Here is a 17,596-nt window from a genome sequence, read left to right as displayed (position 1 = left end):
TATATAATAATGAAGTCAATTACAATCAAAGGATCCCAAAGAGAAAGCGTGGGCAAGGTTTCTACCAAAGCCTTACGTAATGCTGGAAAGGTCCCTTGCGTGGTATACGGAGGGGATAAGCCATTGCACTTTTCAGCTGATGAGCTAGAATTTAGAGATTTGGTCTACACTCCAAACGCGCACACTGCCGTAATTGAGTTGGAAAATGGTGAAAAAGTGGATGCTGTTCTACAGGACATTCAATTTCATCCTGTTACCGATAAAATCCTACACATCGATTTCTATCAGTTGTTCAAGGACAAGCCAGTTACCATGAACATCCCTGTTCGTTTGGAAGGAAATTCCCCAGGGGTACGTAACGGTGGTAGATTATTGTTCAGAAAGCGTAAACTTTCAATCAAAGCATTGCCAGAGTTGCTTCCTGATTTTATCACTGTGGACATTTCCAAACTACGAATTGGTGGTACCATTGCTGTTGAAACTGTGTTGAATGATGATTACACCATTTTGCACCCAGAAAGCACGGCTATTGTACAGGTAAAAGCTTCTAGAACTTCTATTGATGAAGAACTTGAAGATGAAGATGAAGAAGGAACAGAAGAAGGTGCTGAGGCAGCTGCTGAAGGCGGAGCCGAAGGTGGTGAAGCGCCAGCATCTGAAGCTACTGAATAGTCTTTAGACCTTATTTAAAGCATCCCGGTTTTACCACGCTGTAAAATTTGGGATGCTTTTGTATTTTTAGACAAAATGGTTCCGCAATGTTCCACTTGATCAATAGCCTGTTTGGCATCCAAAATCAGCAATTACAAGAAACTGACCCTATGAAAAAATTCCTTGTTGTTGGCCTCGGAAACATCGGTTCTGAGTACGAAGAAACCCGACATAACATCGGTTTTAAGGTATTGGATTATTTGGCTGAAGAGGAAAGTCTCACCTTTGAAAGTGCCAAATTGGGTGCTGTTGCCACCTTTAAATACAAGGGGAAAAGTGTACTGTGCCTAAAACCATCCACTTACATGAATTTAAGTGGAAAAGCGGTTCACTATTGGATGGAAAAAGAGAGTATTCCTTTGGACAACGTGCTTATTATTACAGATGACATCAATCTACCTTTTGGCACCATCCGCTTGAAAACCAAGGGAAGTGATGGTGGACATAATGGCCTGAAAGATATTCAGAACACCTTAAAGACCTCGCAATATCATCGATTTAGATTTGGTGTGGGCGCGGAATTCAGCAAAGGGCGGCAAGTGGATTATGTCTTGGGGCAATGGAACGCAGATGAGGCCAAAGCACTCCCAGAACGCTTGAAAAAATCAACAGAACTTATTCGGTCCTTCGTGTTTGCTGGGGTAAAAAATACCATGAACCAGTTCAACGGAACCTAGTTAAAATACCTTGAAGTCAAACACTCCAGAATCGGAAGTGTTCCCTTCTGAATCCGTGGAAAAAACTCTCCAATAGTATACCGTATCTGCATTGACGCTTACGGATAATTCCATGGTATCTGAGTCCAAGATACCCATAGAAGTTGTTGGTGGATTCGCCTCCCCGAAAAACACTTCAAATGAGGCAAGATCATTGTCCGCATCGGCTCCTTGCCATTCTAAAAGTACTTCATTCGCAATATCCCGTTGAACCGTTGAACCAGAGATCGGATTCACCAGTTGCGCTGGAAATGGAGCATAAGAGGTTTCTGCCCCTGCATTATAGAACAGCCATGTTTCGCTCACCGCTGTTTGGTCTGAATCTGAACTAATGGAAGTAACCGACCACGCAAAAGGTGTTCCTTTGGCAATGGACAGATTTGCCGACGTTGCCGCAGTGGAAATGGTCTGGGGAACGTTTGTTTCCAAATTTACCACACTGAGGGTATAACTATCAGTATGATCAGAGGCCTGCCACTTAAAGTTCACTTGGCTCAAGGCTTCATTTACACTCACCCCAGTGGTACATTCTGAGTTTTCTTCTGGAAAAATCAAGGTAGCACCTTCCGGAACGGGCGGTGGGTCATCGTTTCCACCACACGAAACCAACAGAACTGCTATGGACCAAAGTATTAATTTACGAATCATCGCTTAATAAATTTAAATATTCCTGTGATGCCTTCCTTTTCAATACCCAAGTAATAAACCCCTTTGGATAAGAAGGACAAATCCAACTCCAAATTATTTCCATTGACTGACTTGAGGTCCGTTTTCACCAAACGACCATCCGCTGAAAAAATCTGGATTCCAACATTCCCTTGATATCCATTTAAGTATACTTCGGTGAGCACATCCACCGGGTTTGGGGACAATATTGGGCGTGAAGAATAAAACAACGTCCGTTCAACCATCCCTTGGCAAGGAAGATTGGAGGACACTTTCAATACATTCTTACCTTCGGCCAATGGCAATTGGAGTTTATCAGCTTGGGTTTGGGTTACCAATCCGTTAAGTTCCACATTATAAAAGTCGGCGCCGCTCAGTGTAAGCTCCAAGCCTTCCAAGTTTACGACCGCATCAATGTCCAAAATATCCGGTTCTGTTATGCTGATATCAAAACAAGTTTCTTGATAGGTAATCAACCCATTGGTGCCCGTAATGCAAAGCGAATAATTGCCCGCTGTCAAATTAAGAAAGGTATGCCCGTTGGTGAAATCCATACTCACAGGCGCCCCTCCCCCATCCAAAACAGCTGAATATGTAATGGAGGCATCCATCGGCGTCACCGTTACCATACCATTATTGCTACTTCTACAGGTTTCGCTTTGAATCTCAATTGAAAAACTATCTGACGGGAATCGGTACACAGCACATCCATTGGTATCCACTTCCACTCCTTTTGGTGTTCCCAAACATAGGTCATCCCCATCATCAAAAACACCATCTTCATCTTCGTCTGGCCTAAAAGAACCTTCTGCACAAACTTCCATTGAAAAAGCTACCAACGCACCACCATCGCTTGGAGCGGTATCCTTTATTTCCAATACCCACTCTCCTAAGGTTGATTCACCGTTTAAGGACGCCAAAGACCCCAAAGGACTTACAGTTCCCATGATTGCCGGATTCCCTGAACACAGAATGGGAGAACCGTCATCATCAAAAACCGCATTTACATTATTTAGGTCACCACAAGTATTGGCAATCAATGCAACCCGAGTTCCTGACGGCGAAATTAAATTCACGATCAAATCTTCCAAAAAGGTGTGGTCAATCTCAAGACTGACGTTTACATCTGAAATGGGAAGGTCTTCAAAAAAGTGTATGGAAGTGGTCACCGTAGGTGTACCTATGGAAGAAATCGTCAACGGAAGCCCGTTTCTCGGCTCAAAACTCTTACAATCCACTTGCGAGGTTGTGAAACTAAAGGGAGTACCAAAAGTTCCACTGCCACAATCACTGCTAGGTCTAACCCTCCAAAAATATTCGGTCTGTTCAGCCAAGCCGCTTACTTTGTAAAAAGCAAATGGTACGGTTGCTGAAGATATAATGTTCGTAAAGCCGACATCAGTGGCCACTTCAACATCGTAGCTCAGGTACAAAGGATTGGCTTCCCAACTCAATTGTGGATTTAAAGTGATACCGGTTTCCATATGGGTTGGGGAGGTAAGAACGACATCGGGAAAAGTTCCGTCCTCAATAATAAGTGACAGTGTAACCGTCTTGGTCACGGAAGCTGATGTAGCCGTAACCTCGATATCATATACGCCTGCAGCAACCGCATTGGTATTGGAAATGGTCAAGTCCACCGCTGTATCATCAGCACTGGCCTGGGTTGGTGTAAATAATGTCGATAACCCAGAAGGTACATTGGCCGAAAAAGTGGACGTTTCGCTAAACCCTCCAAAAGTTTCATAGGTAAAAGGGATAGTGATATCGCTGGGCTGGCATACCCTAAACGATAACTCTGAAAAATTCAATATCACTTGTGATTGTTGAATGGTAAAATCAGCCGCATTGATGGCAAAGAATACATTATGGCTTGCCTTTACCATGATACGCGCCGTACTGGTAACGTCACCAGGAATAAGCACTTCTTCCGAACCATCATTAAGGGTATCATCTGCTAAAATGATGGGAAACGTTTGACCACCATCCAACGAAAGAAAAATGTCTACATTCTGAGCATTAATTGGAGCTATATTGGTATTGGCCACATCCCAGGTGATTTCTTGAATGGAACCTGCTTCGTAGACTTCACTTGACCCTTGCGAAGTCACTACAAATGGCCCGGCCGCCTTAAATACTTGAACATCTAGCACGTCGGAAACCACCTGACCGCCACCTACTGCATTATCTCGAACGGTACAAGCAAAACTTAAGTTGCGTTCAATGTCTGAAACGGTTTCCCAAGCATCGTTTTCTGCTGGACTGACTTGAGATAAGTTTCCTTGGACGACCTCGGACAATCTTGGAAAATACCTTGCAGGTTCTGTGGTTGGTGGCAATGACCGAAAATTGGCTCCACTGGGATTATTGGGTCCAAACGTATTGGTGGTCACCACCCCATCGTTTATTTGTTCCCAAGTATAGGTTAGCACATCACCCACATCAGGGTCGGTTGCGACACCTTCAAGCACAAATGCGGTACCTTTTGGAATGTTGTAATCACCAACAGGGGTTAAAACCGGAGGTGAGTTGGTTTGCACTGTAGTTTGGGCACATGCCACAGATTGCAAATAAGAGGATATTTGAAAAATGCTTACAAAATGAAAATAATCATCTCCATTGGGCGCAACATTATTCCCGGGTACAATGCCAGCATATCCCATTATGGTGGTTCCGCTGGCGGGTTCTGCCTGTACCCCGGTTCCTTCGGACTCGTATGACCATGTATGATTGGCTCCAAATTGATGTCCCAATTCATGGGCCACGTAGTCCAAATCAAAAACATCTCCTTCCGGTTCAAAAGAGGAGGAAAAACCACTTCCTTTTTGATTATCGGAACATACGGCACCAATAAATCCAGCATTTCCATTATTCTGTCCGGCGTTTGGTACTCTGTGGAATAAATGTCCAACATCATAATTGGCTTCACCGATGGTTGTGGTCAACGTATTCTGTACTTGGGAATTCAAGCTATTGGAATAGGGGTCGGTATCCCCGTCCGTAAAAATGATAAGATCGTTGTTGGGAATCAATTCCAACGTAACACCCAAGTCCGTTTCAAATACCTCATTGATTCGGGTGAGTGTTGCATTTATGGCCGCAAGGGCATCAGCCACCGTACCGCCATGATACTCCGTATATTCTCCTGTGGCTGAAACCGCAATTCTGAACTTTCTAAGCAGCTGGTCATCCACCAAAGGCACTATGGTTTTGGAAGTAAGCCCGTCCGAGCTAAGTTTATCCTGAAGCATAACCTCCGTCTTGCAAACAAAACTATTTTCCATGTCCGACCTTGAACTCTTCTTGTACAACACGTATGAATTTTCATCCGTTGAAGCGGGCTCCAAAAAAGCCGTTTTTTGAGTTTCCAAATCCACCACCATGCTTTCAATACCGTTTTGCGAACTACTGAGCTTAATCTTGAATTTCCCGTCAAGACTCAACCCTGTAAAAGACTTTATTTGTGGATATTTTTTGGCCAAATCGGGGTGAAGAACCGGGGTTTCCTTCAAGCTAAAAGGGATTACCTTCCCCTCGCTGTCCGGTAAGTAAACAATGTGATTTCCTTTTTTGGAAACCGAGAAATCTTGAAGCTTTTCAGCAAATAGATTTTTATCGAATGAAAAAACAGCACTCGCCTTGTCCATATCCTTTATGGAGGCACTTTTTAAATTGGAGGGTTTGGGAATTGATTTCCAATACGCTTGCTGCCCATAGGTACAAAAGCAGCTAAAAAGTATGGTTATTGAAAAAACAAGATGTAATTTAGCTTTCATACATATGTAGGGCGTCAGTCGAATTTCAAAAATAAGCCTTTTTTTATTTCTTGATTAGGTGGAAACAATCCAAGATATTTCTCTTTTTAAGCATGTTACCAATCAAACCGTTATAACTATCGGCACTTTTGATGGTGTCCACTTGGGCCATCGCAAGATATTGGAACGCCTCATAAATAATGCCAAAAACACCGGATTAAAATCCACGGTACTCACTTTTTTTCCGCATCCCCGAATGGTTTTGCAGAAAGATACGGATATAAAGCTCTTGAACACCATTGAAGAAAAAACCCAGATCATGGAAAGTTTGGGGTTGGATTATTTCATAATTCACCCGTTCACCAAGGCTTTTTCCCGACTTTCGGCAACTGAATTTGTGCGCGATATTTTAGTGAACAGCCTTAAAGCCAAAAAAATCATCATTGGCTATGATCACAGATTTGGACGTAACCGAAACGCCAACATTCAAGATTTAATTGCTTTTGGAAACACCTTGGATTTTGAGGTTGAAGAAATTCCCGCACAGGAAATCGATGATGTTTCCGTGAGTTCCACAAAAATCAGAAATGCCCTTTTAGAAGGAGATGTGGCCACGGCAAACAACTACCTGAGCTATGCCTATATGCTTACCGGGACAGTAAAGAAAGGAAGGGGACTTGGCAGGGAATTTGGTTTCCCAACGGCCAATCTTCATATTGCCGAATCCTATAAACTCATTCCCAAAAATGGGTCTTATGTGGTAAAAAGCAAACTACTCGGAAAAGAATACTTTGGAATGATGAACATTGGGTTCAATCCAACAGTATCCGGTACCGAAAAAAGTATTGAGGTTAATTTTTTTGAGTTTGATGGCGACCTCTACGACCAAAAAATTCAGGTTGAGATCCTACACCGCATTCGTGATGAGCACAAGTTCAACTCCGTTGAAGAATTGCGGGAGCAATTAAAAAAAGACAAGAATTTTTCGCTGGACCTAATCTCCAAATAGATGTTGAATCGGTTTCTTTTTAAGAAAATAGACAACTCCCAACTTGTTGTTTTCCGAATTTTCTATGGACTATTGGTCAGTGCCGAATGCTATGGGGCCATCGCCACCGGATGGGTCCGTAGAACCTTGATTGAGCCCCAGTTCACCTTTAATTTTATCGGATTTGACTGGCTACAACCCCTCCCTGGAAATGGTATGTATATCTATTTTGCCATCATGGGCACCCTTGGGATTTTGATAACCCTTGGCTATAAATATCGGTTCAGTGCCTTTGCATTTGCCTTTATGTGGACAGGGGTGTACCTTATGCAGAAAACATCATACAACAATCACTACTATTTATTGATGCTGCTTGCGTTCATTATGGCTTTTTTGCCAGCTGGGCGGGATGCCTCCCTAGACGCCAAATTGAATCCCAACTTACGGTCGCACACCATTCCCAATTGGGTACGGTGGATAATCATTCTGCAATTGTTTATTGTGTACACCTACGCATCTGTGGCCAAATTGTATGGTGATTGGTTGGATTTCAGCATTATTGAAATCTTGATGAAGTCCAAAGACGATTACCCTTTGATTGGCGAGTTACTTCAGGAAAAATGGGTGCATACCATTGTCGCTTTTTTTGGTATTTTGTTTGATTTGCTGATTGTTCCGGCATTGCTGTGGAAACCCACCCGAAAGTTTGCCTTTGCACTGGCCATATTCTTTCATTTGTTCAACAGCTATGTGTTCAGAATTGGAATTTTCCCCTATCTATCCTTGGCGTTTACCGTCTTCTTTTTTGAACCACAGACCATTCGAAACATCTTTTTAAGAACGAAGGAAATTGTGGTGGAACAAGTGGTTTCCGTTCCAAAAAACCGGAACATCATCGTTGGAGTTCTGGGAATCTACTTTGTGGTTCAATTGGCACTGCCCCTTCGTCATTATACGTTTAAAGATGAAGTGCTTTGGACCGAGGAAGGCCACCGACTCAGCTGGAGGATGATGCTTCGCAGTCGCTCAGGCAACATCAAATATCGTGTGGTGAATGCTGAAACCGGAAAGGAAGAACAAATCAATCTAGATGATTACCTCACCACAAAGCAACGCAGAAAAGTAGCCTGTTATCCCGATTTCGCTTGGCAATTTGCCCAACGCTTAAAAAAGGAATATGCCCAAAAAGGCGAAGACATCCAAGTCTTTGTCACCAATAAGGTAAAAATAAACAGTGGGGAATATCAACCGTTTATCGACCCAGAAGTAGACCTAGCCAATGTTCCTTGGAAACACTTTGCCCATAACGACTGGATTTTACCCAGTCAACCAGTGGATTCGGTAAAAACGAGTGATTAAAACGGATTTGCTCTTTGGCACAATTGCAAGGGCAAACCCCACGGATCACGAAGCATTACAATATAACTACCATCATCCAAGGTGATTTCCAACTCAAAAGTAGCGCCACTCGCCATTAAACGTTGCTTGTCCTTTGCCGCATCTTCAGATACAAAAGCTACGTGAAAATTCAACGGATTAACTTCTGAATAATCAAGCGCTTTGACATCGGCACGTTGGTAAAATTCAATCACCACACGTCCGGTGCTATCTTCCAAAAAGGTTACAAAAGGTGGTTTTTTTTCAGCTACACGGGCTTTCAGGCCCATGTTCGCCGCATACCAATCCACAACCGAGGTTGCATCGGCCACATTTACTGCAAAGTGCTCAAAAATCATATTGTATTATTTAATTCAATAGCACAAAGGTAATCGATTCGCTTGTAGTGTAAGATGGGTAAATTCCCTAAATTTGCCGCTCAAAATAAGGCCATGCTTCAATTACAGACCATTAGGGAGAATAAGGATAGTATCATCACCGCTTTAAAAAAGCGCAATATCGATGCCGAACCCATGCTATCCAAAGTCATCGAATTGGATGAAAAAAGACGTTCCATTCAAACTGAATTGGACAGCACTTTGGCCGAATCCAACAAACTATCCAAAGAAATTGGACTGCTTTTCAAATCAGGAAAGGCACAGGAAGCCAATGCCCTCAAAGAAAAAACTGCGGGATTGAAAGATGCTTCAAAACAGTTGGGTGATGACCTAAATGCAACAGCTGCTGCTTTGCAGGAACAGTTATACCTGATTCCCAATGTTCCTCACGAATCCGTTCCTGCGGGTAATAGTGAGGCTGATAACGAGGAGGTTTTTCGTGAAGGTGATGTGCCCACGCTTACCGAAAATGCGTTGCCCCATTGGGAATTGGCCAAAAAATACGATATCATCGATTTTGAACTTGGGGTTAAAATTACGGGAGCCGGTTTTCCGGTTTACAAAGGAAAAGGTGCCCGTTTGCAACGTGCTTTAATCTCTTACTTTTTGGACAAAAACACCGAAGCAGGTTACACCGAAATGCAGGTTCCCCACATGGTGAATGAAGCTTCAGGCTATGGAACAGGGCAATTGCCGGATAAAGAAGGGCAAATGTACCATGTCCAAGAAGACAACCTGTACCTGATTCCCACTGCGGAAGTCCCCGTGACCAACTTACACCGTGATGATATTTTGACGGAAAGTGATTTCCCCATCAAATACACGGGCTATACCCCCTGTTTTAGAAGAGAGGCCGGAAGTTACGGTGCTCATGTCCGCGGTTTGAACCGTTTGCACCAATTTGATAAGGTGGAGATTGTGCGTCTGGAGCACCCCAACAAGTCCTACCAAGCCTTGGATGAGATGGTGGAGCATGTGAAAAATATCCTTCGGGAATTGAAATTGCCATATCGCATTCTTCGACTTTGCGGTGGTGATTTGGGCTTTACCTCTGCCCTCACCTATGATTTTGAGGTGTTTTCAACCGCCCAAGACCGATGGTTGGAAATCAGTTCGGTTTCTAATTTTGAGACTTTCCAAGCCAATCGATTGAAACTTCGTTTTAAGGACGAAAATGGAAAAAGTCAGCTGGCGCATACCTTGAATGGAAGTTCATTGGCGCTGCCTCGTGTATTGGCAGGTATCTTGGAGAACTATCAGACCGATAACGGTATCAAAATCCCTGAGGTTTTGGTTCCTTACTGTGGTTTTGATACGATTGACTAGGGTTTTCATCGATTTATTTGGATTCGGTTAACAGAATCCCCAGCTTTTCTGCGTTATATTTGAAATAAAATGTGCTATTGCGATACTTTTTATTTCTCATATCGTGCTTTTTCCTACTGACCTACGCCCATGCCCAGGAAGATTTTCTGGCCAAGCAGTACTTCAATGATGGGGATTACGAAAAAGCTGTGGTCTTCTATGAGAAATTGGTGGAGCAAAACCCAAGGCGCACCGATTATTCCGAAGGATTGGTAGCCTGCTACCAGCAATTGGAACGATACGAAGATGCTGAGAATTTCCTTTTGGAAAAGATTGCGGACCCCTATGTTTTTCCAACCTTTTTTATTGAACTTGGCTACAACTACACCCTTCAAAACCAATCGGATAGAGCTACTGAATATTATGATCAAGCCATCCTAAAGATTGATGAAAATCCCAATTACGGTTATAGTGTAGGCTATCGATTTCAAAAATATGCGCTGTTGGATTATGCTGTAAAAGCCTACTCCAATGCCATGGCCTTAAAACCCGAGTTGAACTATGATTTTCAGCTAGCGCGAATTTATGGAGAGCAGGGGGATATTGAAAAAATGTATCAATCCTACCTGAACCTTATTTGGCAGGGACGCACCTCGCGAGCCAATGTACTCCGTAACATTGATGATTTTATTTCTGAAGACCCTGCAGATTCCAATAATGTTTTACTCCGTAAAGTGTTGCTCCAAAATGCGCAGAAAAATCCGGATTTGCTTTGGAACGAACTGTTGAGTTGGTTATTCATTCAGCAAAAGCAATACAGTAGCGCCTTCAATCAAGAAAAGGCCATTTATAAGCGTTCGGAGGACGGCGCCATGGACCGATTGGAAAATCTGGGCCAGATTACCTTGGAGGACAACGATCTTGAAAATGCCATTGCCATTTTTGAATACATTGTTGAAAATGCGATGGAACCCAGGACCAAACTCAATGCCGAACTCAATCTTATTGATATTGAGTTGATGAATCCCACGGAAAAAACGTTGGATGCTGTGGAGAAAAAGTTTCAGGATTTGGAGGCCGAATATGGAAATGAGAGTCGAACGCTCCAACTTCAAATTGCCTACGCCAATTTCTTGACGTTTAGAAGAGAACGACCTGAGCCTGCCATTACTTTGCTGAAGGAAAGTTTGGAGCTTCCCATGACCCGGATAGCGGTAGCCTATGTGAAATTGGCCTTGGGGGATATTTTGGTGTACGATCAAAAATTCAATCAGGCATTGATTAATTTTACCCAAGTACAAAAAAGCCTTAAGAATGATGTTTTGGGGCAAAATGCCCGTTTTAAAGTGGCGCAGACCAGTTTTTATAAAGGTGATTTTGATTGGGCCCTTACCCAATTAAAGGTACTAAGAAGTTCCACCTCGCAGCTTATCGCCAATGATGCCATGCAATTGAGTTTATTGATATCGGACAACTCCTTGGAAGATTCAACCCAAACCGCATTGAAGAAATACGCTCGGGCCGACCTATTGGCCTATCAAAATAAAAACACCGAAGCCATTGAAGTTTTGGAGGACATTCTACAAAACCACAAAGGTGAAAAAATCGAAGATGAGGCGCTTTTAAAACAAGCCGAGCTTCTGGAGGAACAAAAAGACTATGAAGCCGCCGAGTTCAACTATAAAAAAATTGTGGAATTCTACTCCGATGGGATTCTGGCCGATGATGCCCACTTTGCCTTAGGTGAACTTTATAGAAATATCCTCAACGAGCCCGAAAAGGCCAAAGCCAATTACGAAAAAATCATCTACAACTATCAGGATAGTTATTACTTTCCCCAAGCACGCAAGAATTTTAGAAGGCTCCGTGGCGATGCCATTAACTAAACAGATTGTCATTCCCGCGAAGGCGGGAATCTCATCATCCGTATTCACCGAAATAGATTTCTCAATCGTGCCGTTGGGTATCGGCACTCATTTCGAAATGACATGTTTTACCTATTGAATTGTCAAAAAATACATTACTTTTCACCCTTCCAAACCAAAGGCAGATGCTGATTTACAACGTTACCATTAACATTGATGAAAGTGTTCATGAAGAATGGCTTTCTTGGATGCGGGACAAACACATTCCAGATATGTTGAAAACGGGAAAATTTTCCCACGCCAAAATGGTTAAAGTGCTGGTGGAAGAAGATTCAGGAGGGGTCACTTATTCCATTCAATATACCACCAAAGACCGCAAAACGCTGGAATCTTACTACACACATGATGCAGCCAGATTGCGGGGTGAGGCCCAGAAATTATTCCCCAATAAATTTGTGGCCTTTAGAACCGAGCTTGAAGTCATCAACCAACAAATACCCTAACCTCTTGGAACATCTGTTTACCTACGGCACCCTGCAAGACCTTCAGGTGCAGGAATATGTTTTTGGCCGCATTTTAGTGGGCCGGCCAGACTTCCTTTTCGGATTTAAAAAATTTGAAAATGCGGTATATGGGCGATACCCGTTGGTGCTTCAAACCAAGAATGGAGAAGACAAGGTTGCAGGTACCGTATACGAAGTTTCAGAAGTTGATTTAAAAAAAGCGGATATCTACGAAACCAGTGCCTATAAACGTGAAAGATTTCATTTGGAATCTGGTGTGGTGGCATGGGTGTATATCGAAAATTCCCAGTAACTTGCAAAAAAACCCCTGTGTCCAAAAAGAACAAAAGAAAGCTGGGTAGCGGTAAGGCCAGACAAACAGAACATCCACAGCAAGAAGGGGCCGTTAAAGCCAAAAAGCACCTTGGGCAACATTTTCTGAAAGATGAGGCCATCGCCAAAAAAATAGCGGACACACTTTCTTTGAAAGGCTACTCCAACGTCTTGGAGATTGGACCGGGAATGGGTGTACTCTCCAAATATCTGCTCATGCGGGGCATCGACTTGGTGGCCATGGATTTGGATGATGAATCCATTGTTTATCTGAACCACAGTTTTCCACTGGAGCATCCAGAAGCTTTCAAAAACAAAAACGGGCTCAATGTCATTGAGGCTGATTTCCTGAAATTCGATTTGCAGCAATTGTATGGCGATGAGCAATTCGCCATCACCGGAAACTTTCCGTACAACATATCCAGCCAGATTGTGTTTAAAATGCTGGAGATGCGGCAGCAGATTCCTGAATTTTCGGGCATGTTCCAAAAAGAGGTGGCCCAACGCATCTGTGAAAAGCCTGGAAGCAAAACGTATGGCATACTTTCCGTTTTGGTACAAGCATTTTATGATGCAGAATATCTTTTTACGGTACCTCCCCAAGTATTTGACCCGCCACCAAAAGTGAATTCCGGGGTATTGCTCTTGACGAGAAGGGAAAATCTAAAACTGCCCTGCGACGAACATTTGTTCTTTAAAGTAGTAAAAACAGCGTTCAACCAACGGAGAAAGACCCTTCGCAACAGCCTTAAAACCTTCAATCTTTCTGATAATCTAAAAGAAGATACTATCTTTGGCCAACGCCCGGAACAGCTCAGTGTGGCAGATTTTGTAACGTTGACCCAAAAGATAGCCAATGACCCCGTTTAAACTTACAGACGAGCTTTTAGAAGACATCCGACAACTGATAGCCGATGAGAAAAATGGCGAGCTTCAGTCCATGATGCAAGAATTCCACTATGCCGATATTGCGGAAATAGCGGATGAGCTCAATGTGGAAGAGGCCACCTATCTCATCAAACTTCTGAATAGTGAAAAGACCTCCGACATCCTTGCAGAAATGCACGAGGACATTCGGGAAGCGGTCTTGAACAATCTTACGGCCAAAGAGATCGCTAGCGAGTTGGAAGAACTGGACACGGATGATGCTGCAGACATCATCAACGAACTTCCAAAAGAAATCGTCCAAGAGGTCATCTCAGAAATAGAAGACAGGGAACACGCCAAACATATCGTGGACCTGTTACGCTATGATGAAGATACTGCAGGGGGTCTTATGGCAAAGGAATTGGTGAAGGTGAATGAGAACTGGAATGTACTCACCTGCGTGAAAGAAATGCGTGCACAGGCCGAAAATGTCACCCGTGTACACTCCATCTACGTAGTAGATGACGAAGGCAGACTTAAGGGTCGACTTTCATTAAAAGATTTACTGACCACCTCCACCAAAACCCACATCAAGGACATTTACATTTCTAAAGTAGATTATGTGAACGTCAATGAAAAAGGGGAAGAAGTCGCCAAAATCATGTCCAAGTATGACTTGGAAGCAATTCCGGTGGTTGATGAAATTGGACGTTTGGTAGGCCGCATTACCATTGATGACATCGTGGATGTTATCCGGGAAGAAGCCGACAAAGATTACCAAATGGCGGCGGGTATTTCGCGCGAGGTTGAAGCAGATGACAGTATTTTGGAACTCACCCGAGCTCGATTGCCTTGGTTGTTGATTGGCATGTTTGGGGGTATTGGGGCGGCAAGCATCATTGATAGTTTTCAACCTATAATGATCGGATTCCCCATCCTATTGATTTTTGTGCCGCTCATTCAGGCAACCGCAGGGAATGTTGGGGTACAATCCTCAGCGATTATGGTACAAGGACTCGCCAACGATACGGTGAAAGGCGAAATCCTGAAACGGCTATTAAAGGAATTTTCGATTGGATTGATCAATGGCGGTGCCATTGCTTCCATCGTTTTATTAATCAGTCATTTTATTTTTGGGACACCCTATATGGTTTCGATAACCATTGCCATAGCCGTTATTTTGGTCATCATCATTGCGGCACTTATCGGGACGTTCATCCCAGTTTTCCTAGATAAAAGAGGCATTGACCCTGCTATTGCAACAGGGCCCTTTATCACCACTAGCAATGACATTTTTGGTATTTTGATTTATTTCTTGACCGCTAAACTGATTTTGGGGATTTAATTATCCTAATTGTAGACCTTCAATTTTGTAGCAAAATGACACCAAAAAAATTGATTGAACAATGGGTCGACAAGTTCAACTCTGGTAGCGCCGAAACTATGGCCTCTTTTTACCACGATGATGCCATAAACCATCAGGTAAACAATGAACCTGTAATAGGCAAAGAAGCCATTTTTGAAATGTTCAAAAGAGAATTCAGCCAAGCCGAAATGGTCTGTATTATTGAAAATATTTTTGAGGATGGTGAATGGGCCATTTTAGAGTGGAAAGACCCATTGGGTCTTCGAGGCTGCGGATTTTTCCATATTGTGGATAATAAAATCAAATTTCAACGTGGCTATTGGGACAAACTTTCCTTTTTGAGGATACACAATTTACCTATTCCAACCCACTAATTCCACCATAATGAAATCCATCAACCTAAAACAAAAACACACCGAGTTTACCCAGCAGTGGCATCCCCATCAAATCGCCATTGTGGATGATATGCAGGTGCTGTTGGCCAAGCTTCAGGGTGAATTTGTATGGCATGCCCATGAGCATGAAGATGAACTCTTCCAAGTAATCAAGGGAACGCTTTACATGCAATTCAGGGACCGAACCGAAGTGGTGAACGAAGGTGAACTTATTGTGGTTCCCAAAGGTGTGGAGCACAATCCCATGACCAAGGATGGTGAAGAGGTGCACGTTTTGTTGTTTGAAAAACTCACCACGGCCCATACGGGAAAAGTTCAGCATGAAAAAACGCAAACCCACTATCCAAAAATCTAGGAGTTGTATATTTGACAAATGAAAGTTCTCCATCTGGATACCAACCACCCCTTACTGTTAGAGCAGTTTGCCCAATTGGGTTTTGAAAATCACGAAGATTATACATCGACCAAGGAAGAGGTCGAAAAAAATATTCACAACTACAACGGAATCATCATCCGAAGTCGATTTACCATTGACCAACAGTTTTTGGACAAGGCCACCAATCTAAAATTCATTGGTAGGGTCGGTGCCGGTTTGGAAAATATTGACACCCAATATGCCAAGGATAAAGGTATTTTTATGGCTTCTGCCCCAGAGGGCAACCGAAATGCCGTTGGCGAACATGCTTTGGGTATGCTGTTGTCCCTAATGAATAAATTGACCAAGGCCAACCGCGAGGTAAAGAAAGGAAAATGGGACCGTGAAGGCAACAGGGGTGTAGAACTCGATGGTAAAATTGTGGGTATTGTCGGGTACGGAAACATGGGTAAGGCCTTTGCCAAAAAATTACGAGGTTTTGATGTAGAGGTCATCTGTTATGATATCGTAGGTGGCGTTGGTGATGAAAATGCCCGACAAGTGGGTATCATGGAATTAAAGCAGCGGTCGGATGTCTTGAGTCTTCACGTACCTCAAACCGACCTGACCACAGGTATGGTCAACTCGGAATTTATCAATGGTTTTCACAAGCCATTTTGGTTGCTGAACACCGCACGCGGCAAATGTGTGGTCACCGAGGATTTGGTCGTTGCCTTAAAATCGGGAAAGGTATTGGGAGCTGGCTTGGATGTTCTGGAATACGAAAAAAAGTCATTTGAGAACATGTTCGTGCAAAAACCGAAAGCCTTCAAATACCTTCGCAAGGCCAAAAATGTACTGCTAACCCCGCACGTTGCAGGATGGACGGTGGAAAGCCATGAAAAACTGGCCCAAACCATTGTGGATAAGGTGAAAGCAAGATTTTGCTAATTTTAGTGGGTGAAAAAGACCATTTTTGTTTTTTCGAGCTTAATTATTGCGCTGTTCGTCCTTTTCCAATTAAGTGAATACGCCTATCTGTCTGGCGACATTTCCATTGAAATCACCATTGCCATTATAGCTCTGGTTTTTTTCTTCATCGGTATGTACATCAACAAGAAAACACTTGCAAAAAAGGAACATGAAGCTCCTACCATCAATCTAAAAAAGATAGAGCAACTTGGAATCAGTCAACGGGAATACGAAGTATTGATTCATATTTCCAAAGGGCTTTCAAACAAGGAAATCGCAAACACCCTTTTTGTTTCAGAAAGCACCATTAAGACCCATGTCTCCAACCTTTTGATAAAATTGGATGTCAAGCGTCGCACGCAAGCCATTCAAAAAGCGAAAAATCTTCAAATTTTGGTTATTTAATTCATTTTACGGTCAAAATATGATGGTTTTGGTACTTTAGTATGAGTCTTTAGCTGACTTGGACCCCTACTTTTGAGCCAACCATTAATACTATTGACCATGAAAAAAACTAGTATCAGATATGGGCTGTATGGGGCCACTACCATTTGTATTCTTTTCCTTTTAAGTTGGTTTGTACTGGACGACCTCCCCCACTTTTCACAGGAAGTTCTTGGGTACATTTCCATGATTGTATCCCTAGGGTTTGTTTTTTTTGGTATCAAACATTATCGCGACCGCGAAAATGATGGCAAAGTGAGTTTTAAAAATGCACTTCTCATTGGTATTCTAATTAGCTTGATTACATCCTTGGCATTTGGAATACTGGATGTTTTTTATACCGAGGTACTGAACCCCGACTTTATGACCGAGTATTACAATCACAGTGTAGAAACCCTTAGAGCTTCTGTACCTGCAGATGAGTTTGAAGCAAAGTTGGCCGAAATGGAATCCCAAAGGGAACTTTTTTCAAACCCATTATTTTCTTTTGCTGTTATGGCCATGACCGTTTTTGTCATTGGATTTATCATTTCACTACTCTCTGCTTTGGTTTTGCAACGGAAGTAAAGAGCTATCATAC

General features: G+C 42.8%; 18 protein-coding genes. 15 read left to right on the top strand and 3 right to left on the bottom strand.

The features are described from left to right. Window positions 1-9 precede the first annotated feature (9 nt). Window positions 10-672 carry a 50S ribosomal protein L25/general stress protein Ctc gene (locus tag ACFSJE_RS12455; protein WP_379831298.1) on the top strand — a complete coding sequence of 221 codons (663 nt, stop codon included), beginning with the start codon at window positions 10-12 and terminating at the stop codon, window positions 670-672. An 86-nt stretch (window positions 673-758) separates the two neighbouring features. Next, on the top strand, window positions 759-1,388 hold the full coding sequence (gene pth / locus ACFSJE_RS12450; RefSeq protein WP_379831297.1) for an aminoacyl-tRNA hydrolase: 630 nt from the start codon (window positions 759-761) through the stop codon (window positions 1,386-1,388). Here pth and ACFSJE_RS12445 read toward each other — a convergent pair whose 3' ends face one another. Together ACFSJE_RS12445 and ACFSJE_RS12440 are read right to left on the bottom strand one after the other, a co-directional pair. Continuing rightward, on the bottom strand, window positions 1,389-2,075 hold the full coding sequence (locus ACFSJE_RS12445; RefSeq protein ID WP_379831296.1) for a hypothetical protein: 687 nt from the start codon (window positions 2,073-2,075) through the stop codon (window positions 1,389-1,391). It lies immediately after the preceding gene. After that, complete coding sequence (locus tag ACFSJE_RS12440; RefSeq protein ID WP_379831295.1) at window positions 2,072-5,869, bottom strand: zinc-dependent metalloprotease; 3,798 nt, start codon at window positions 5,867-5,869, stop codon at window positions 2,072-2,074. The genes ACFSJE_RS12445 and ACFSJE_RS12440 overlap by 4 nt, the downstream gene beginning before the upstream one ends. 58 nt (window positions 5,870-5,927) lie before the next feature. Here ACFSJE_RS12440 and ACFSJE_RS12435 point away from each other — a divergent pair, with 58 nt between their 5' ends. After that, window positions 5,928-6,857 (top strand): bifunctional riboflavin kinase/FAD synthetase, encoded by a 930-nt coding sequence (locus ACFSJE_RS12435; protein WP_379831294.1) that lies wholly within the window; start codon window positions 5,928-5,930, stop codon window positions 6,855-6,857. Then, window positions 6,858-8,195, top strand: coding sequence for an HTTM domain-containing protein (locus ACFSJE_RS12430; protein WP_379831293.1), 1,338 nt, complete (start codon window positions 6,858-6,860; stop codon window positions 8,193-8,195). Here the strand turns inward: ACFSJE_RS12430 and ACFSJE_RS12425 are convergent. After that, window positions 8,192-8,572: a VOC family protein gene (locus tag ACFSJE_RS12425; protein ID WP_379831292.1), complete on the bottom strand. Its 381-nt coding sequence runs from the start codon at window positions 8,570-8,572 to the stop codon at window positions 8,192-8,194. The genes ACFSJE_RS12430 and ACFSJE_RS12425 overlap by 4 nt on opposite strands. 93 nt (window positions 8,573-8,665) lie before the next feature. On the opposite strand from ACFSJE_RS12425, the gene serS reads away from it, so the two are divergent. The 11 genes from serS (at window position 8,666) to ACFSJE_RS12370 (ending at window position 17,583) form a co-directional block, all read left to right on the top strand. Continuing rightward, the gene (gene serS, locus ACFSJE_RS12420) at window positions 8,666-9,937 is read left to right on the top strand and encodes a serine--tRNA ligase (protein WP_379831291.1); all 1,272 of its coding nucleotides are present in this window, start codon (window positions 8,666-8,668) and stop codon (window positions 9,935-9,937) included. 77 nt (window positions 9,938-10,014) lie between these two features. Beyond that, window positions 10,015-11,802 carry a tetratricopeptide repeat protein gene (locus ACFSJE_RS12415; protein WP_379831290.1) on the top strand — a complete coding sequence of 596 codons (1,788 nt, stop codon included), beginning with the start codon at window positions 10,015-10,017 and terminating at the stop codon, window positions 11,800-11,802. A 164-nt stretch (window positions 11,803-11,966) separates the two neighbouring features. Beyond that, a complete protein-coding gene (locus tag ACFSJE_RS12410; RefSeq protein ID WP_379831289.1) occupies window positions 11,967-12,284 on the top strand; it encodes a DUF4286 family protein in 318 nt (105 codons plus the stop codon). Window positions 12,285-12,288: 4 nt separating this feature from the next. Further along, window positions 12,289-12,597, top strand: coding sequence for a gamma-glutamylcyclotransferase family protein (locus ACFSJE_RS12405; RefSeq protein ID WP_379831288.1), 309 nt, complete (start codon window positions 12,289-12,291; stop codon window positions 12,595-12,597). A gap of 17 nt (window positions 12,598-12,614) precedes the next feature. Beyond that, window positions 12,615-13,487, top strand: a complete 873-nt coding sequence (gene rsmA, locus ACFSJE_RS12400) for a 16S rRNA (adenine(1518)-N(6)/adenine(1519)-N(6))-dimethyltransferase RsmA (protein WP_379831287.1) — start codon at window positions 12,615-12,617, stop codon at window positions 13,485-13,487. Then, window positions 13,474-14,829 (top strand): magnesium transporter, encoded by a 1,356-nt coding sequence (gene mgtE, locus ACFSJE_RS12395; RefSeq protein ID WP_379831286.1) that lies wholly within the window; start codon window positions 13,474-13,476, stop codon window positions 14,827-14,829. The genes rsmA and mgtE overlap by 14 nt, the downstream gene beginning before the upstream one ends. Before the next feature lie 35 nt (window positions 14,830-14,864). After that, window positions 14,865-15,224 carry a nuclear transport factor 2 family protein gene (locus ACFSJE_RS12390; protein ID WP_379831285.1) on the top strand — a complete coding sequence of 120 codons (360 nt, stop codon included), beginning with the start codon at window positions 14,865-14,867 and terminating at the stop codon, window positions 15,222-15,224. A 10-nt stretch (window positions 15,225-15,234) separates the two neighbouring features. Beyond that, window positions 15,235-15,600: a cupin domain-containing protein gene (locus tag ACFSJE_RS12385; RefSeq protein ID WP_379831284.1), complete on the top strand. Its 366-nt coding sequence runs from the start codon at window positions 15,235-15,237 to the stop codon at window positions 15,598-15,600. Window positions 15,601-15,618: 18 nt separating this feature from the next. Next, the gene (locus ACFSJE_RS12380; protein WP_379831283.1) at window positions 15,619-16,551 is read left to right on the top strand and encodes a 2-hydroxyacid dehydrogenase; all 933 of its coding nucleotides are present in this window, start codon (window positions 15,619-15,621) and stop codon (window positions 16,549-16,551) included. A gap of 9 nt (window positions 16,552-16,560) precedes the next feature. Next, window positions 16,561-16,977 carry a response regulator transcription factor gene (locus ACFSJE_RS12375; protein ID WP_379831282.1) on the top strand — a complete coding sequence of 139 codons (417 nt, stop codon included), beginning with the start codon at window positions 16,561-16,563 and terminating at the stop codon, window positions 16,975-16,977. 99 nt (window positions 16,978-17,076) lie between these two features. Further along, window positions 17,077-17,583, top strand: a complete 507-nt coding sequence (locus ACFSJE_RS12370; protein ID WP_379831281.1) for a DUF4199 domain-containing protein — start codon at window positions 17,077-17,079, stop codon at window positions 17,581-17,583. The last annotated feature ends 13 nt before the right edge of the window (window positions 17,584-17,596 follow it).

Source organism: Flagellimonas iocasae (assembly GCF_042682725.1).
Lineage (GTDB): Bacteria > Bacteroidota > Bacteroidia > Flavobacteriales > Flavobacteriaceae > Flagellimonas > Flagellimonas iocasae.
This window is presented reverse-complemented; position numbering and strand designations above follow the sequence as displayed.